Genomic DNA, 13,783 nt, shown 5'->3' with positions numbered 1-13,783 from the left:
CCAACGGGTCCCATCCGGAGGGGGGAGGGTCACGGGCAATTGCGCATCGCGATATTTCACCAGCCACAGGTTCTGAAAAGTGTCCGCACCCCACGTTACGCAGCGCGAGTTCGCGAAGCTCGCTGGATGCGATGAGAAGCAGGTTCGTCGTGCCGTCGCATCCGGCAAACTTAAGCCGGACGCGGATGGCAGGCTAGATCCTGCTCTCGTTTCGTCTGGCTGGCGCAGGCCGATCAGATCGAGCAAGACGGTTGCGGACAGTGCGGACACTCCGAAAGTGTCCGCAAAAACTGTCCGCACGGAAAGTGTCCGCGCCCCGGTTGTCGACGAGAACGACTCTCCGACCGAGGCCGCGGCCAAACTCGTGATGGCGATGGGTGCCACGAACAACCTGGCCGAAGCTATTCGGATCAAGGAAAACTTCAACGCACTGCTCAAGCAGCTCGAATACGAACAGAAGTCAGGATCGCTCGTCGACCTGTCCGTTGCGCGGACGGTGCTCTTCGATTGCGCGCGCGCAGCGCGGGACTCCTGGATGAACTGGCCGATGCGTGTCGGCCCGAAAATTGCCGCCGATCTTGGGCTGGAGGCTGACCGAGTAACCGAGGTTTTGATTGAGCATGTCCACAGACAAATCGCTGACCTCGGCGAACCGGATGCTCACTTCGACGGATCGCAAAGCTGAAGGACTTGCGCGCGACTATCGCCGCGGCTGGACGCCGCCGCCGCGCATTAGCATTCCCGAATGGGCGGATCGCTACCGCAAACTCGCGAAGGAGGCCGGTAGTACGTCGGGAAACTGGCGTACCTCTACGGTGGAAGCTGCGCGCGGCCCGATGTTGGCCGTCACGGAGCCGGGCATCCATGTGATCACTGTAATGGTGAGCACGCAGATGCTGAAGACGGCGTTGCTAGAAAACATTTTCGGATACTTCGCCCATCTGGACGCGTGCCCGATCCTGCTGATTCAGCCCAAGGACGAGGCGGCCGAGCAGTTCTCGAAGGAACGAATTGCCCCGCTGATCCGCAGCACACCGGTGTTGCGCGAGATCATGGGCGCGAGCAAATCGCGGAACAGCGATGACACGCTTGGCTACAAGGCATTCCCGGGTGGCTTTCTCGCGCTGGTGAGCGCGGGCAGTCCGGATAACCTGGCGCGCCGGCCGATCCGCGTCATTCTGGCGGATGAGATCGACAAATACCCGCCGTTGAAAGAGGGCGATTCGATCTTCATTGCGGAAGAGCGAACTGCATCCTTCGGGGTGAACTGGCTGTCTGTGCGCGCCTGCTCACCGACGTATTCCGGCGAGAGCCGGATTGAGAAGAGTTACAACGACTCCGATCAGCGCCGCGCCTCGGTGGCCTGCCCGCACTGCGGGCACCGACAGTTTCTCGATTTCTTCAAGCATGTCCATTGGGACAAGGAGAAGGATGCGCAGGGCAATACGTTGGCGCACAGAACGAAGACGGCTCGAATCGTCTGCGAAGGTTGCGGAGCGGCATGGTCGGAGGGGGAGCGTCTTCGTGCGCTCGATACGGTGCGCTGGCACCAAACGCGCCCGTTCGAGTGTTGCGGCCGTCGCCATGCTCCGCTGACAGATTACGACATTGCCTGGCAGGACCGAGATGAGGGGGCGATCGAAAGGGTTTGGCGTTGGTCTGAAAGCGATCGGCATGCGGTCTATTACGCTCACTGCCCTACGTGTGGGGCGCGCGGTGTCGAGGGCGAACACGCTGGATTTCAGGCCTCGAAGCTGTATAGCCCATGGAGCAAGGACAAGCCCTCTGACATCGCAGGAAAGTGGGTTGCCGCGCAGGGTGACGAAGAGCAGTTGCAGGCCTGGTGGAACACGCAAATGGGTCTCCCGTATCGTCGACACGTCGGTAAAGGAACGACGCCGGACGCATTGCTGGCACGTTGTGAGATGTGGCCATCCGAAGTTCCGAACGGCGTTGCAGCAATCACGGTCGGCGTCGACATTCAGCCAGACCGCGGCGAGTTGGAGACGGTCGGCTGGGGGCGCAACGAAGAGTCTTGGTCTATCGACCATCACGTCATCGAAGGCGATCCGGAAACCCCGGTGTTCTGGGAACAGGTGGATGCATACCTGAAGCGTACCTGGTACCGGTCCGACGGCATGCCTTTCGAGGTGATGGCTGCTTGTATCGACTCCGGCGGCCACAACACACAAAAGGTGTACGAGTTCGCGAAGGCGCGCCTCGGTCGCAGAATCTGGGCGATCAAGGGTGCGTCGGAGCGATCTGGCGCGCGCTCGCCGGTGTGGCCCACGAAGCGCCCGAGCAGCCGGAACAAGCAGAGCTTCAGACCCGTGATCATCGGCACGAACGCCGCCAAGGACGTCATTTACGCGCGGCTTCGCTACGAAGAACCCGGTCCCGGATATATGCATTTCCCGGCCGATCGAGACATCGGGTACTTCGCGCAGCTGACTGCCGAGGTGTCTACCCTGAAAACATCCGGCGGCCATCGCTACCGGGTGTGGGAACTGCCGAACGGGAAGCGGAATGAGGCACTCGATTGTCGCGTCTACGCGTACGCCGCCTTGTGCGGGCTTTCGCATTTCGGGTTGCAGTTGAACCGGCGTGCAGATGAGGTCGGCGCAGCGTTCACGGCGAAGCCATACGTCGAGCCGAAGCCCGCGGTCGGCGCGGAAGGCGGCGAGCAGAACGAGGCGGTCGAGCAGCCGGCGGCGTCACCGGTCGTAGCGGTGGCGCGCGGGCCGATGGTGAAGAAGGTAGGTGCATCGAGCAGCGGTGGCAAATCGCGCGCGAGCCGCCTCGCATAACGGAGTGGTGATGGGTGCATACGATGGACGCAGCAGGGCCGACCTGCAGGCGCAGCTGACGGCGCTGCTGAAGGCCTACGCCCAGCTGGCCGCGGGCCAAATGGTTGCGAGCGCCAACTACTCGCAGAGCGACGGCTCGCGCTCGGTCACGTTCCGTCAAACGGATCTCGGTACGCTCGATGGGCTGATCTCGAAACTTCAAGAGCAGCTCGGCATCGTGCGCCGAGCACGCAGGCAAATTCGATTCGTGTATCGCTAATGGACAATCCCGTGCAAATTCTCGGCGTGGATGGCAAGCCGTTGCCCCCGCGTCAGGGGCGTGCGTCGATGCTGTCCGGAGCGAGCCAGACTCCCTACGACGCGGCCAACCTGTACGGTGCGCACGTCGAGGACTGGAATCCGTACCTGTGGTCTCCCGATGGGGAGATCAACATGTACCACGACCGGATCACTGCTCGCGCGCGCGATCTGGTCCGAAACGACGGGTGGGCGACGGCCGCAGTAATGCGGACGCTCGACAACGTCATCGGCCCGGATTTCCGGCCGATCTCGAAGCCGGACCATGTCGCGCTGCGTGCGCTGACCGGAAACAAAGCATTCGATCACGTTTGGGCCGATGAATTCGGTCAGCAGGTTGAGGCGAACTATCGTGCGTGGGCGCACGATCCCGGCTTCTATTGCGACGTCGAACGGATGCTGCCGCTGCCCGGGCTGTTTCAAGTCGCATTCCGGCACAAGATTGTCGACGGTGACGGACTGGGCCAGCTTCACTACCTGACGCAGCGAGTTGATGTCGGCCGTGCGCGCTATGCGACCGCATTACAGGTGCTCGATCCCGATCGCCTGTCGAATCCGCAGCTGCAGTTCGACCAACAGGCGTTGCGCGGCGGCGTCGAGGTCGACGAGTTCGGCGCACCAACCTGGTATCACATTCGTGAGGCGCATCAGGGCGACTGGTTCAGCGCAGCGAAGTCGGTGCGCTGGAAGCGTATCCCGCGCGAGACGGACTGGGGGCGCCAGATCATCATTCATTCGTACGAGCATGATCGAGCATCGCAGCACCGCGGCATCGGCTTCCTGACGCCCGTGCTGCAGCGCTTCAAGATGCTGATCAAGTACGACGAGACCGAGCTCGACGCGGCGATCATCAACGCTTTTTTTGCGGCGTACATCCAGAGCCCGTTCGATGGAGATCTGGTCGAGGAAGCGCTCCAGAGCCCTGACCGCCTCAACAAGTATCAGGAGGAACGCGCTGCGTTTCACGAGGAGCGCAAAACCCGGCTCGGCAACGTCGGGATGACGCACCTCTTTCCGGGCGAAACGATCGGTTCGGTGATGCCGAACCGTCCGAGCGCGAATTACGCGGCGTTCAACAGTGCGTTTCTGCGCAGCTTCTCGGCATCGACCGGCCTGGCCGCGCAGCAGATCAGCCAGAACTGGGCCGAGGTCAACTACAGCGCATATCGTTCGGCGATGCTTGAAGCGTGGAAGACATTTCATCGGCGCCGCCTCGGCTTCGCCGCGACGTACACGCAGCCGATCTTCACGGGCTGGCTCGAGGAATCGATGGAGGTCGACGATTATCCGATGCCGCTCGGCGACGTGCCCGACTTCATCGAAGCACGCGCGGCGTATTCGCGCGCGAAATGGCTCGGCCCTGGCCGCGGTCTGGTGGACATCGTGAAGGAGCGGCAGGGCGCTTCGATGGGCGTCGCGGGCGGCTTTTCGTCGCTCGAGGACGAGTGTGCCGAGACGGGCGGTACCGATTGGCGCGAAGTCGCGCAGCGGCGTGCGGTCGAAGAGGCCTATTACCGCGATCTCGGCCTACGGCCGCCGGCGACGCTGGTAGGTGACAGCGTCAAGGAAGCGAGCGCAATTCCGGAGGAAGTCTGATGAAGTTCGCGCACATGGCGCAGCGGCTGTTCAACGTGCCGCTCGCGATCCGCCGCGAAAAGGCCGAGGTGATCATGGCCGCGCTGATGGATCGGCTCGGCGTGTCGCAGATTGCGCGGCTCGAAGGCGGTCGCCTGAAGCCGATGGCGATGGAGGACTGGGACGACGATTACGACAGCTTTTCGCGTGAAGGGCGTGTTCCGGATCCTGGCTACGACATGATCGAGGACACCGGCGTGGCCCTGATCAGTGTGCAGGGCACGCTCGTGCAGAAGCTTGGCTCGCTCCGTCCGTGGTCCGGTATGACCGGCTACGACGGTCTGCGCCAAGCGATCCTGCGCGCGCACGCCGATCCGAAGGTCAAGGCCATTGTGTTCAATGTGGACTCGCCCGGCGGCGAGGTGGCCGGGTGTTTCGATCTCGTCGACACGATCTACGCGCACCGCGGCAACAAGCCGATGTGGTCGATCCTGACCGAGTCGGCGTATTCGGCCGGATACGCGATCGCCAGCGCGGCCGATCGCGTAATCGTGCCGCGCACCGGCGGCGTTGGCTCGATCGGCGTGATTGTGATGCACGTCGACTGGTCGAAGGCGCTGACGAATGCCGGTATGGCCGTGACGTTCATCACCTACGGCGAGCGCAAGGCGGATTTCCATCCGGAGATCCCGCTCTCGAAAGAGGCCTACCAGGCAGCGCAGGCCGACATCAACACGATGGGCGAGCTGTTCGTCTCGACGGTCGCGCGTAACCGCGGCCTGTCGGCGGACGTCGTCCGAAAGACGGAGGCCGCCTGCTACATGGGCGATGCCGGCGTGAGCATCGGATTGGCCGATGCCGTGATGGCGCCCGACGAGGCGCTTCTCGCCCTGCTCGCAGAGCTTGGCTGACAACCATTGAAAGGAAAGATATGAAATCGAAAATCTTGGCTCCGTTCGCCAGCTTTCTGAGCAGTGCCCCGCGTGCGGCCGGCGCTCGAATCGAAGACGGCGGCGGTGAAGACGACGAGCGCAAGCAGCGCGAGGGCGAGTCCGACGAGGACTACGCAAAGCGCATGGACGAGCTCGACGAGAAGGAGCGAGCCGAGGAAGAGGAGCGCAACAAGCAGGAAGACGCTCGCCGCGCCGAGGAAGAACGCAAGAAGGAAGAGGACGCGAAGCGCGCCGCGGCAGAAGGCGACGACGACTCCGAGGACGACGACGGTGACGGCGACGACGCAACGGCAAGTGCAGCGCGTCAGCGCGAGCGCGTGCGCTGTGCCCGCATCATGGCGCACGGCATCAAGCTCGGTCGGGCGCGCCACGCTGGCGTCTTCGCATTCGACACGAAGATGTCCTCGCGCGCAGCGATCGCGGCGCTCAACGCCGGCGTCGAAGATTCGCCTGCGCAGCCGCGGCGCGCATCCAGCCTGTCGAGCCGCATGGCGTCGACCGTCATTCCGGCGGCGGGTGCGGGCGGCGCGATGCCGAAAGCCCCGAACCTGGCCGAGCAGATCGTCCAGGCGGGAAAGATCCGTCGCGGCGAAGCTTGATCGGTCGTTCAATCTGACACGAGTAAGGAGAAGTCATGACGCTTCCCGTCAACACGATCGGCGATAACCCGCAGCAGCCGGGTATCCAGGCCGAAACCTACATTCCCGATCAGCTGATCGCGGGCGCGCTGCAAATCGTCTCGCAGCCGATCATCCTGGCTGCCGGCACGCTGCCGCGTGGCTCCGTGCTCGGCATGGTGAGTTCGCTGAACGCGATCGCCGAGCCGGGCGCCTCGAACACCGGCAACGGCACGATCGGCAGCGTCAGCGCAAACGGCGCGCTGGCCGGCGCCTACGTGCTCACGGCCACCGCAGCAACGACGTTCTCGGTGACCGACCCGGAGGGCAATGCGCTCCCGCCGGCTACCGTTGGGACCGCGTATTCGCAATCCGGTATCGGCTTCACGCTGACGGCTGGTGCGACGGCCTTCGGGGCTGGCGACACGTTCACGATCGAAATCGAGGATGCGGTCGGTACTTACAAGCTGTCGGTGAAGACGGCGTCGGACGGCAGCCAGATCCCGTCGGCCATTCTGGCAGACTACGCCGACGCGAGCGCTGGGCCCGTGACGGCCGGCGCGTACGTCGCCGCCGAAGTCAATGCGCGTGCGCTGAATTTCGATCCGTCGTGGGACATCGCCTCGCTGCGTGCAGCGCTGCGGCAGTACACGATTTTCGTCAAGTCCTCGGTCTCCGCTGCCGACCCGACTTAAACCCGACTCCGCTTCGAGAAACCCCGCTTCGGCGGGGTTTTTTGTTTTCAGCGGGGCAATTCGTATCAAGGAGATTGAGGGATGACCACGCCCCAAGGATCGTTGGTGTACGACACCAACACGCTGATTCAGGTTGTGCCGAACCTGAAGCTGGCGCAGCAATTCATGCTCGACAAGTTCTTCCAGAACATCGTCATGTCCGATTCCGAAAAGGTGTCGATCGACGTCGACGTCGGCCTGCGCCGGATGGCGCCGTTCGTTTCGCCGCTGGTCGAAGGCAAGCTCGTCGAGCAACGCCGCTACCAGACGAACGAATTCAAGCCGGCGTACATCAAGGACAAGCGCGCTCCGGACCTGCGCAAGCCCGTTCGCCGGATGATCGGCGAGCGCATCGGCGGCGAGCTGAAGGGCGCCGAGCGCGAGATGGCGAACCTCGAGGCCGAGATGACGGATCAGGTCGACATCCTGAATCGTCGTCTCGAATGGATGGGCTGCTGTGCATTGCGCACCGGCGTGGTCCGCGTCGAGGGTGAAGGCTTCGAAACCGTCGACATCGATTTCGGTCGCGATCCGTCGCTGACCGTGGCGCTGTCTGCCGGCCGAAAATGGACCCCGCAAAACGTGGTCGCCGGCACCGCAACGCCGGTCGACGATGTCGAGGCCTGGCAGCATCAGATCCTCAAGAAGTCCGGCGCGAAGGTATCCGACATCGTTTTCACGACGTCGGCCTGGACGGGCTTCATTCTCGATCCGAAGCTGAAGGGCGCGATTATCTTCCCGGCGCTGAACGTCAACGGGAACATCATCAATCCGGGCGCGCAGATCGAACAGGGTGCGGTCTACAAGGGGCGCTGGGGTCAGTATGACCTGTGGGTCTACAACGACTGGTTCATCGACGAGAACGGGGTCGAGGTCCCGATGATGCCGGATGGCGAGATCGTCATGAGCGGCGCAAACCTGCTCGGCACGCGCGCCTTCGGCCAGATCATGGATCCGACGTTCAACTACGAGGCGTTGCCGTACGCGCCCAAAACGTGGGTGAAGGAAGATCCGGCGCAGCGTTACCTGTTGATGCAGTCGTCGCCGATCGTCATCCCGAGCCGGGTGAATGCATCGTTCGGCGCCCGCGTCACCGATCCGGTGCTCGACTAATGTCGACGCCGACCACACCCGAGGCCGGCGGCAAACCGGCACGCACCGTGACCGCGATCGTCGCCCGCGGTCGCATGGTGATGGGGGCGGACGGAAAGCTCGTCGCGGCTGGCAAAGAAGTCACCTTGCTCGCCGCGGAAGTCGCGTCGCTGCGCAAGGCCGGCTATCTGGTCGACCCCAAAGAGCCCGAGGTGCTGCGGAACGATGGCGCGACGATCGGGCCGCGCATCACGATGAGCGCGGGCGTCCAGATCAAGCGAGGCTGACGTGTACGACTTCGACCAGCTGAACGCCTCGATCAACGGCGTGTTCGGCGAGTCGGTGTTGTACCAGCCGGCCGCCGGCGGCGCGCCCTTCGCCGTCACAGGCGTCGTCGTCGATTCATTCCGAACGCCTTACTACAAGGATGACGGTTCGGTCGGTTACACGACGACGGCGCCCGCGATCGGCGTGCGGCTCGCTGATTTTCCTGCGAAGCCGGTGAAGAACGACGTGCTGACTCGCCTGAAGACGGGCGACCGTTTCATGGTGCTCGACGTTCACAGCGACGGCATCGGCTGGCTGAACCTGATCCTCAAGGTTGCGAAATGACCACGAAAACCGATTTGCTCGCGGCCGCCATGCAGGGGCTGATCGGGCAGACGGACGCCGGCGCGCGAGTGTACGGCGCACGCGACGCGTCGACGTGGGACGACGAGTATCCGGTGCTGTTCGTCTCGATGCCGCTCGACGAGGACGGTGAGTCGTTCGGGCGCAACGGCGCGCCGGCCTTCACGGTGTCCTGCAGCCTGATCGTCGAGGCACGCACGAGCGCACTTGCGGTACCGGACGACGGCGGCGCGCTTGACCTGCTAGGCCAGCTCGAGGCGCTGCGCGATCAGGTCAAGCGCGCGGTCATCAACTACGGGCCGCTGATGAGCCAGATCCAGCAGTACGCGTTCTTCAAAGTCCGGGGAAAGCCCGGGCCCGGTGACGCGGGCGAGCACGTCGGCGGCGTCGAGATCGAGATCGGGCTTGAGTTCGTGCAGGACGCCAGTGATTTCCGGCAATCCAACCCGCCTGCTCTTGAGGCTATCGGCGGCTCAGTCGTGATGCCTGAGGGCACCGTGCAGCCGACGTTCTCGATTCCGATTCAACCACCTATTTCGTAGGAGCGCCGCATGCGCGTGAAACCTGCCCCGGGTCTGCAAGTGCGTGACCCGCATACGAAAAAGCTTTTGCCCGAAGAGGGCATCGACGTGCCGGACGACAGCCCTGTCTGGAACAGGATCCTCAACGACGGCGATGTCGTGCGCGTCGAGCAGCCGGCGACGGCCAAGCTGACCAGCGCCCGCGCTGCAACCGAAGGTGAAAATGCATGAGCACGATTCCGTTCCGGGTCATCCCGCAAAACTACCGTCTGCCGGGCGCGCTGTTCGAGCTGGACAATTCGCAGGCGAATACCGGCGCGACGACGCAGCGCGCGCTGATCATCGGCCAGATCACTGCGGCCGGCGCTGCGACGCCGAACGTGCCCATTATCTGCGGCGGCATTGGTGACGCTCAGGTCGCGGGCGGCGTGAATTCGATGCTGGCGAACATGGTCGCCAAGTATCGGCTCAATGATACGTTCGGCGAACTGTGGATCCTGCCGGTCGCTGACGCCGCCGGTGCGACGGGCGCCGCTGGTTCCGTGACTTTCACGGCGGCGCCGTCGGCAAACGGCACGCTGTCGCTGTACATCGCGGGGAATCTCGTTACGGTACCGGTCACGGCCGGCCAGGCCGTCGCAGACGTCGCTACGGCGGTGGCCGCCGCAGTCAATGCCGTCTCCGGTCTCCCGGTCACCGCGGCGAGCGCCGCCGGTGTCGTGACGGTCACTGCCGTCAACAAGGGCTTGAGCGGCAACGAGATCGATATTCGATTCAACTACCGCGGCACGGCCGGCGGGGAAGTGCTGCCGACGGGCCTGGCGTACTCGATTACCGCAATGACCGGCGGCGCGACGAATCCGTCGCTCACCACGGCGCTCGCAAATCTCGGGACGACGTCGTTCGACTTCATCGTCAATCCGTACAACGACGCCGCGTCGCTCGACGCCGTTAAGACGCTGCTCAACGACCAGAATGGCCGGTGGAGCTATCTCGAGCAGCTCTACGGCCATTCGTTCGGCGGCTTGGCGGCCACGTTTGCGCAGGCAACGACGCTCGGCAACGGACGGAACAATCAGCACGAGACCATCTTGCCGGCCGACAGCAGCCCGACACCTTCGTGGCTCTGGGCGGCGGCGCTTGCCGGACAGGCCGCAGTGAGCGTTCGCGCGGATCCGGGCGTGCCGCTGCAGTCGCTGCCGCTCAACGGCGTGTTGCCGCCGGCGGTCGAGAAGCGTTGGCAGCCGTCGATTCGCAATACGCTGCTGTTCGACGGCATGTCGACGTTCACCGTGGCGAACGACGGTACCGTGATGACCGAAAACATCATCACGACCTACCAGACGAACGCGCAGGGCGTCGACGACGACAGCTATCTCGAAGTCGAAACGATGTACCAGCTGGTGCTGGAAATTCGGACGCTGCTCGCGATGCTGTCGTCGAAATACGCACGCTGCAAACTCGCAGACGACGGCTCGCGGCCGGCTGCCGGTTCGAACCTGGTTACGCCGAGCACGATCAAGGCGGACATCATCGCGCTGTACAACGAGCGCGTCGATGCTGGTTTCGTGCAGGGCAAGGCGGCATTCGCTGCCGCGCTCGTCGTGCAGAAGAATACGGTCAACCCGAACCGCGTCGACATCCTCTGGCCCGGCACCCCGGTCAACCAGATGCGCACGTTCGCGACGCTGGTGCAGTTCCGGCTGCAGTAACGCCGCTCGACGGTCAGAGATCGCCGCCTCCGGGCGGCTTTTTCATTCTTAGGAGAAACACATGTCGGGTAGCCAACTGCTCGCAGGAATCACCAACGCCAAGATCGATGGCGTTACCTACCAGCTCGAGGGCAAGGCGCGTTACAGCGTTGCCAAGGTGAAGCGCGACACGCTTATGGGGCAGGACGGTTTCCACGGCTTCAAGGAAATGCCCCGCCCGGGCTCGATCAAGATGTCGCTGCGCGATTCGGGCGGCCTGTCGATCGCGGACTTCAACGCGATGCGCAATTCGACGGTGGTGCTGGAACTCGCGAACGGCAAGATCGTGACCGGTCGCAACATGGGCACCGTCGAGGCCGAAGAAGTCGACACCGAAGAAGCGACCTTCGAAGTGTCGTTCGAAGGTCCCGAAGTCACCGAACAAACCGCTTGAGGCGAGTGATGGAAGAGAACGAAAAGAAGCCCCGGAAAATCCAGCCGTCGACGATCACGATCACGCTTTCCGAGCCGATCACGTTGAGCGGGAAGGATGAGGACACCGTTCATACGGAACTCGAACTGCGCGAGCCGAATCTCCGCCAGATCAAGGCCTTCGTGAAAATGGTCTCGGCAAAAGGCGCTATCGAAGCGTTTCAGACGCTCATCAGCGAGCAAACCGGCATTCCCGTGTTGGGCATCGACAAGATTTCGGCGCGTGACTACTACAAGGCGCAGGAATACCTATCGTTCTTCCTGACGCCGCCCGACGAGGACGACCCCGAGGGAAACGAGGTGGGCTCCCGATAGATTGGGAGCACTTAGTCAAGGTGGTTGAACGGTCATGGGGCTGGCAGCCGAGCGAAACGAAGGAGCTTACGTGGAGCGAGGTGTGTGAGTACGCCTACCACGCGGCGTTGATGTTGAAGAAAAAGGAATCGGGCAATGGCTGAAGAGTTCGTCATCCGGATCCAAGCCGACGATGCAGCCACGGCCACGATCAAAAAAATTCAAGCCGCACTCGGTAAGGTGACGGCGCCGGTTGACAAGGCGCAAAAGCGCTTCGCGAACATCGGCGCGGTCGGCATACGCAGTTTTGAGAAGTTGACGAAGGGCCTGGAGTCGGCAGCAAGGGCAGCGCACACACTCGTCGACAAGGTCGTCGAGCTCGTGCCGGGGCTCGCTGCGCTCGGCGCGGCCGGGACGGTGGCCGGGATCGCCGGCCTGACGAATCGCTTCGGCAATTTCGGTTTCGCGCTGAACAAGTCGTCGAAGCTTCTCGGCATGAATGCTCAGGAGCTCGCGGCCTGGCACGTCGCAGCGAAACGAGCCGGCGTCTCTGCCGATGAATTTGATTCTGCGATTTCGTCGTCGCAGATGGCGATCCGTGATGCAGCGAATGGCGCGAACCCGGCCGCGTTGGTGCTGATGCAGAAGATGGGTGTGCAGATCCAACGCAACAAGGACGGCACCGTCGACTACTACACAACTCAGCAGAAGCTGATGAAGGCGATCGCCGGCCAACGCAGCGCCGTCACGCAGCGAGCAGCTGCGGACGCGGTCGGCATGGGTGGGTTGCTGCCGATGCTGCAGCAGGGCACGTATAACGAAGATAAGGCGCGTGCGTTCAGGAAGGGCCTGATTCCTACCCCGGATGAAATCGCCCGGGCCACGCGATTCAAGGAAGAGGTCAACGACCTCGAAGATTCGGTGTCGGGGCTCGGGAATTCCATCGGTGCAAGCCTTGTCCCGGTTCTCGAGCCGGTCGTCAAGCAGTTTTCGGCGTGGCTGGATGCGCATCGCGCGGAGATCGCTGACAAGCTGGCTGACGCGGTACAGCGCTTCGTCAACTGGATTTCCAAGGTTGACTGGGATGGTGTAGCGAAGGACGCCAAGGAGCTGTGGGACACCCTTGGCGGCGCCAAGGGCGTCATGGTGGCGATTGCCGCGATTACCTTTGCCGGCCCGATCGCAGGGATTGTCAGCCTCATCGGCAACCTCACGAAACTCGCTACGACTGTCGCTCCCGCAGCCGTGAAGGCCCTGAGCCCTCTTGGAGGAGTTCCGACCGTTGCCGGTACCGCTGCAGCTGGATTCGGCGGATGGGAAATCGGGAAATGGCTTCGCCCATATTACGACGAGTATGTTCGCAAGGTGACGGGCGGTGATCGGTGGTCGCTGAATGACTATCTGACTGGGACTCATCGTCTCCAGCTGGGCGCGACCGGAGGCTATACACAGGATGAGCTGGATAGCGTTGGCGGTGTCCGCGCGAAGCTCACGCGAGGTGCGGCGCGGGCGGCGACGCCCGAATCGAATTCGCTGTTCAGCAATCTCGAGGCGCAGTATCGGTTGCCACGTGGCCTTCTCGATAGCGTATGGACAGTCGAATCGGGGCGTGGCGCCAACATGCTTTCGCCTAAGGGCGCAATGGGGCATTTCCAGTTCATGCCGGCAACCGCGAAGCAATATGGCCTGCAGGATCCGAATGATTTGCAGCAGTCGGCGACGGCCGCGGCCCGGATGTATAGCGATTTGCTGAAAGCGAACGGCGGTGATCTGGAGCGTGCACTGGCCGGTTACAACTGGGGGCAGGGAAACCTGAATCGCTCAGGCCTCGGCGCCGCACCTAGCGAGACGCGCAGATACATTGCGGCGGTCGAAGCGAATATGGCAGGAGCCGTCCCGACATCCGGCGTGGCGCCGTCGGGCTCTGCCGGCGGCGTCGGGGCACAGCAATCGATGCACGTTACGCTCGACATGAAGAACGTGCCTCAAGGAATGCGGGCCGAGGCGAAGACGGCCGAGGGGAACTATCTTCCTACGCGGGTCCAATATCGATTGGACGGCATTACGTAAGGGGAATCGC

General features: G+C 63.1%; 16 protein-coding genes. All 16 read left to right on the top strand.

Annotated elements, in window-relative coordinates:
* The first annotated feature begins 79 nt into the window (after positions 1-79).
* The 16 genes from HWX00_RS03575 to HWX00_RS03500 all read left to right on the top strand — a co-directional run bounded on the left by HWX00_RS03575 (position 80) and on the right by HWX00_RS03500 (position 13,773).
* Positions 80-685 carry a hypothetical protein gene (locus HWX00_RS03575; protein ID WP_034176046.1) on the top strand — a complete coding sequence of 202 codons (606 nt, stop codon included), beginning with the start codon at positions 80-82 and terminating at the stop codon, positions 683-685.
* Positions 621-2,807: a phage terminase large subunit family protein gene (locus HWX00_RS03570; RefSeq protein ID WP_175026956.1), complete on the top strand. Its 2,187-nt coding sequence runs from the start codon at positions 621-623 to the stop codon at positions 2,805-2,807. Before HWX00_RS03575 ends, HWX00_RS03570 begins: the two co-directional genes overlap by 65 nt.
* A gap of 10 nt (positions 2,808-2,817) precedes the next feature.
* Positions 2,818-3,066 carry a gpW family head-tail joining protein gene (gene gpW / locus HWX00_RS03565; RefSeq protein WP_175026955.1) on the top strand — a complete coding sequence of 83 codons (249 nt, stop codon included), beginning with the start codon at positions 2,818-2,820 and terminating at the stop codon, positions 3,064-3,066.
* A gap of 11 nt (positions 3,067-3,077) precedes the next feature.
* Positions 3,078-4,700, top strand: coding sequence for a phage portal protein (locus tag HWX00_RS03560; RefSeq protein WP_226193766.1), 1,623 nt, complete (start codon positions 3,078-3,080; stop codon positions 4,698-4,700).
* Positions 4,700-5,590 carry a S49 family peptidase gene (locus HWX00_RS03555; RefSeq protein ID WP_175026953.1) on the top strand — a complete coding sequence of 297 codons (891 nt, stop codon included), beginning with the start codon at positions 4,700-4,702 and terminating at the stop codon, positions 5,588-5,590. Before HWX00_RS03560 ends, HWX00_RS03555 begins: the two co-directional genes overlap by 1 nt.
* A gap of 20 nt (positions 5,591-5,610) precedes the next feature.
* Positions 5,611-6,231, top strand: a complete 621-nt coding sequence (locus HWX00_RS03550) for a hypothetical protein (RefSeq protein WP_175026952.1) — start codon at positions 5,611-5,613, stop codon at positions 6,229-6,231.
* 35 nt (positions 6,232-6,266) lie between these two features.
* On the top strand, positions 6,267-6,944 hold the full coding sequence (locus tag HWX00_RS03545) for a head decoration protein (RefSeq protein WP_175026951.1): 678 nt from the start codon (positions 6,267-6,269) through the stop codon (positions 6,942-6,944).
* A gap of 81 nt (positions 6,945-7,025) precedes the next feature.
* Positions 7,026-8,096 carry a major capsid protein gene (locus HWX00_RS03540; RefSeq protein WP_175026950.1) on the top strand — a complete coding sequence of 357 codons (1,071 nt, stop codon included), beginning with the start codon at positions 7,026-7,028 and terminating at the stop codon, positions 8,094-8,096.
* Positions 8,096-8,362 (top strand): hypothetical protein, encoded by a 267-nt coding sequence (locus tag HWX00_RS03535; protein WP_175026949.1) that lies wholly within the window; start codon positions 8,096-8,098, stop codon positions 8,360-8,362. The genes HWX00_RS03540 and HWX00_RS03535 overlap by 1 nt, the downstream gene beginning before the upstream one ends.
* Position 8,363: 1 nt before the next feature.
* Positions 8,364-8,687 (top strand): head-tail joining protein, encoded by a 324-nt coding sequence (locus HWX00_RS03530; protein ID WP_175026948.1) that lies wholly within the window; start codon positions 8,364-8,366, stop codon positions 8,685-8,687.
* Positions 8,684-9,247 carry an ATP-binding protein gene (locus HWX00_RS03525; RefSeq protein ID WP_175026947.1) on the top strand — a complete coding sequence of 188 codons (564 nt, stop codon included), beginning with the start codon at positions 8,684-8,686 and terminating at the stop codon, positions 9,245-9,247. The genes HWX00_RS03530 and HWX00_RS03525 overlap by 4 nt, the downstream gene beginning before the upstream one ends.
* 9 nt (positions 9,248-9,256) lie before the next feature.
* On the top strand, positions 9,257-9,457 hold the full coding sequence (locus HWX00_RS03520) for a DUF2635 domain-containing protein (RefSeq protein ID WP_175026946.1): 201 nt from the start codon (positions 9,257-9,259) through the stop codon (positions 9,455-9,457).
* The gene (locus tag HWX00_RS03515; protein ID WP_175026945.1) at positions 9,454-10,938 is read left to right on the top strand and encodes a phage tail sheath subtilisin-like domain-containing protein; all 1,485 of its coding nucleotides are present in this window, start codon (positions 9,454-9,456) and stop codon (positions 10,936-10,938) included. The genes HWX00_RS03520 and HWX00_RS03515 overlap by 4 nt, the downstream gene beginning before the upstream one ends.
* A 61-nt stretch (positions 10,939-10,999) precedes the next feature.
* Entirely contained in the window at positions 11,000-11,371 is a 372-nt protein-coding gene (locus HWX00_RS03510) for a phage tail tube protein (RefSeq protein ID WP_111442574.1), read from the top strand.
* An 8-nt stretch (positions 11,372-11,379) separates the two neighbouring features.
* The gene (locus HWX00_RS03505) at positions 11,380-11,724 is read left to right on the top strand and encodes a phage tail assembly protein (protein WP_175026944.1); all 345 of its coding nucleotides are present in this window, start codon (positions 11,380-11,382) and stop codon (positions 11,722-11,724) included.
* A 135-nt stretch (positions 11,725-11,859) separates the two neighbouring features.
* On the top strand, positions 11,860-13,773 hold the full coding sequence (locus HWX00_RS03500) for a lytic transglycosylase domain-containing protein (protein ID WP_175026943.1): 1,914 nt from the start codon (positions 11,860-11,862) through the stop codon (positions 13,771-13,773).
* The last annotated feature ends 10 nt before the right edge of the window (positions 13,774-13,783 follow it).

Origin of the sequence: Burkholderia seminalis DSM 23518 (genome assembly GCF_902832885.1) — a bacterium.
GTDB classification, from domain to species: Bacteria; Pseudomonadota; Gammaproteobacteria; order Burkholderiales; family Burkholderiaceae; genus Burkholderia; species Burkholderia seminalis.
The sequence above is the reverse complement of the archived record's forward strand: the minus strand, read 5'-3'. Positions and strand labels throughout refer to the sequence as shown.

Bases quoted from the DNA above. Each gene is read 5' to 3' on its own strand.
- HWX00_RS03570 (WP_175026956.1), top strand. From the start codon at position 621: ATGTCCACAGACAAATCGCTGACCTCGGCGAACCGGATGCTCACTTCG.
- gpW (WP_175026955.1), top strand. From the start codon at position 2,818: ATGGGTGCATACGATGGACGCAGCAGGGCCGACCTGCAGGCGCAGCTG.
- HWX00_RS03555 (WP_175026953.1), top strand. From the start codon at position 4,700: ATGAAGTTCGCGCACATGGCGCAGCGGCTGTTCAACGTGCCGCTCGCG.
- HWX00_RS03550 (WP_175026952.1), top strand. From the start codon at position 5,611: ATGAAATCGAAAATCTTGGCTCCGTTCGCCAGCTTTCTGAGCAGTGCC.
- HWX00_RS03545 (WP_175026951.1), top strand. From the start codon at position 6,267: ATGACGCTTCCCGTCAACACGATCGGCGATAACCCGCAGCAGCCGGGT.
- HWX00_RS03540 (WP_175026950.1), top strand. From the start codon at position 7,026: ATGACCACGCCCCAAGGATCGTTGGTGTACGACACCAACACGCTGATT.
- HWX00_RS03535 (WP_175026949.1), top strand. From the start codon at position 8,096: ATGTCGACGCCGACCACACCCGAGGCCGGCGGCAAACCGGCACGCACC.
- HWX00_RS03525 (WP_175026947.1), top strand. From the start codon at position 8,684: ATGACCACGAAAACCGATTTGCTCGCGGCCGCCATGCAGGGGCTGATC.
- HWX00_RS03520 (WP_175026946.1), top strand. From the start codon at position 9,257: ATGCGCGTGAAACCTGCCCCGGGTCTGCAAGTGCGTGACCCGCATACG.
- HWX00_RS03515 (WP_175026945.1), top strand. From the start codon at position 9,454: ATGAGCACGATTCCGTTCCGGGTCATCCCGCAAAACTACCGTCTGCCG.
- HWX00_RS03510 (WP_111442574.1), top strand. From the start codon at position 11,000: ATGTCGGGTAGCCAACTGCTCGCAGGAATCACCAACGCCAAGATCGAT.
- HWX00_RS03505 (WP_175026944.1), top strand. From the start codon at position 11,380: ATGGAAGAGAACGAAAAGAAGCCCCGGAAAATCCAGCCGTCGACGATC.
- HWX00_RS03500 (WP_175026943.1), top strand. From the start codon at position 11,860: ATGGCTGAAGAGTTCGTCATCCGGATCCAAGCCGACGATGCAGCCACG.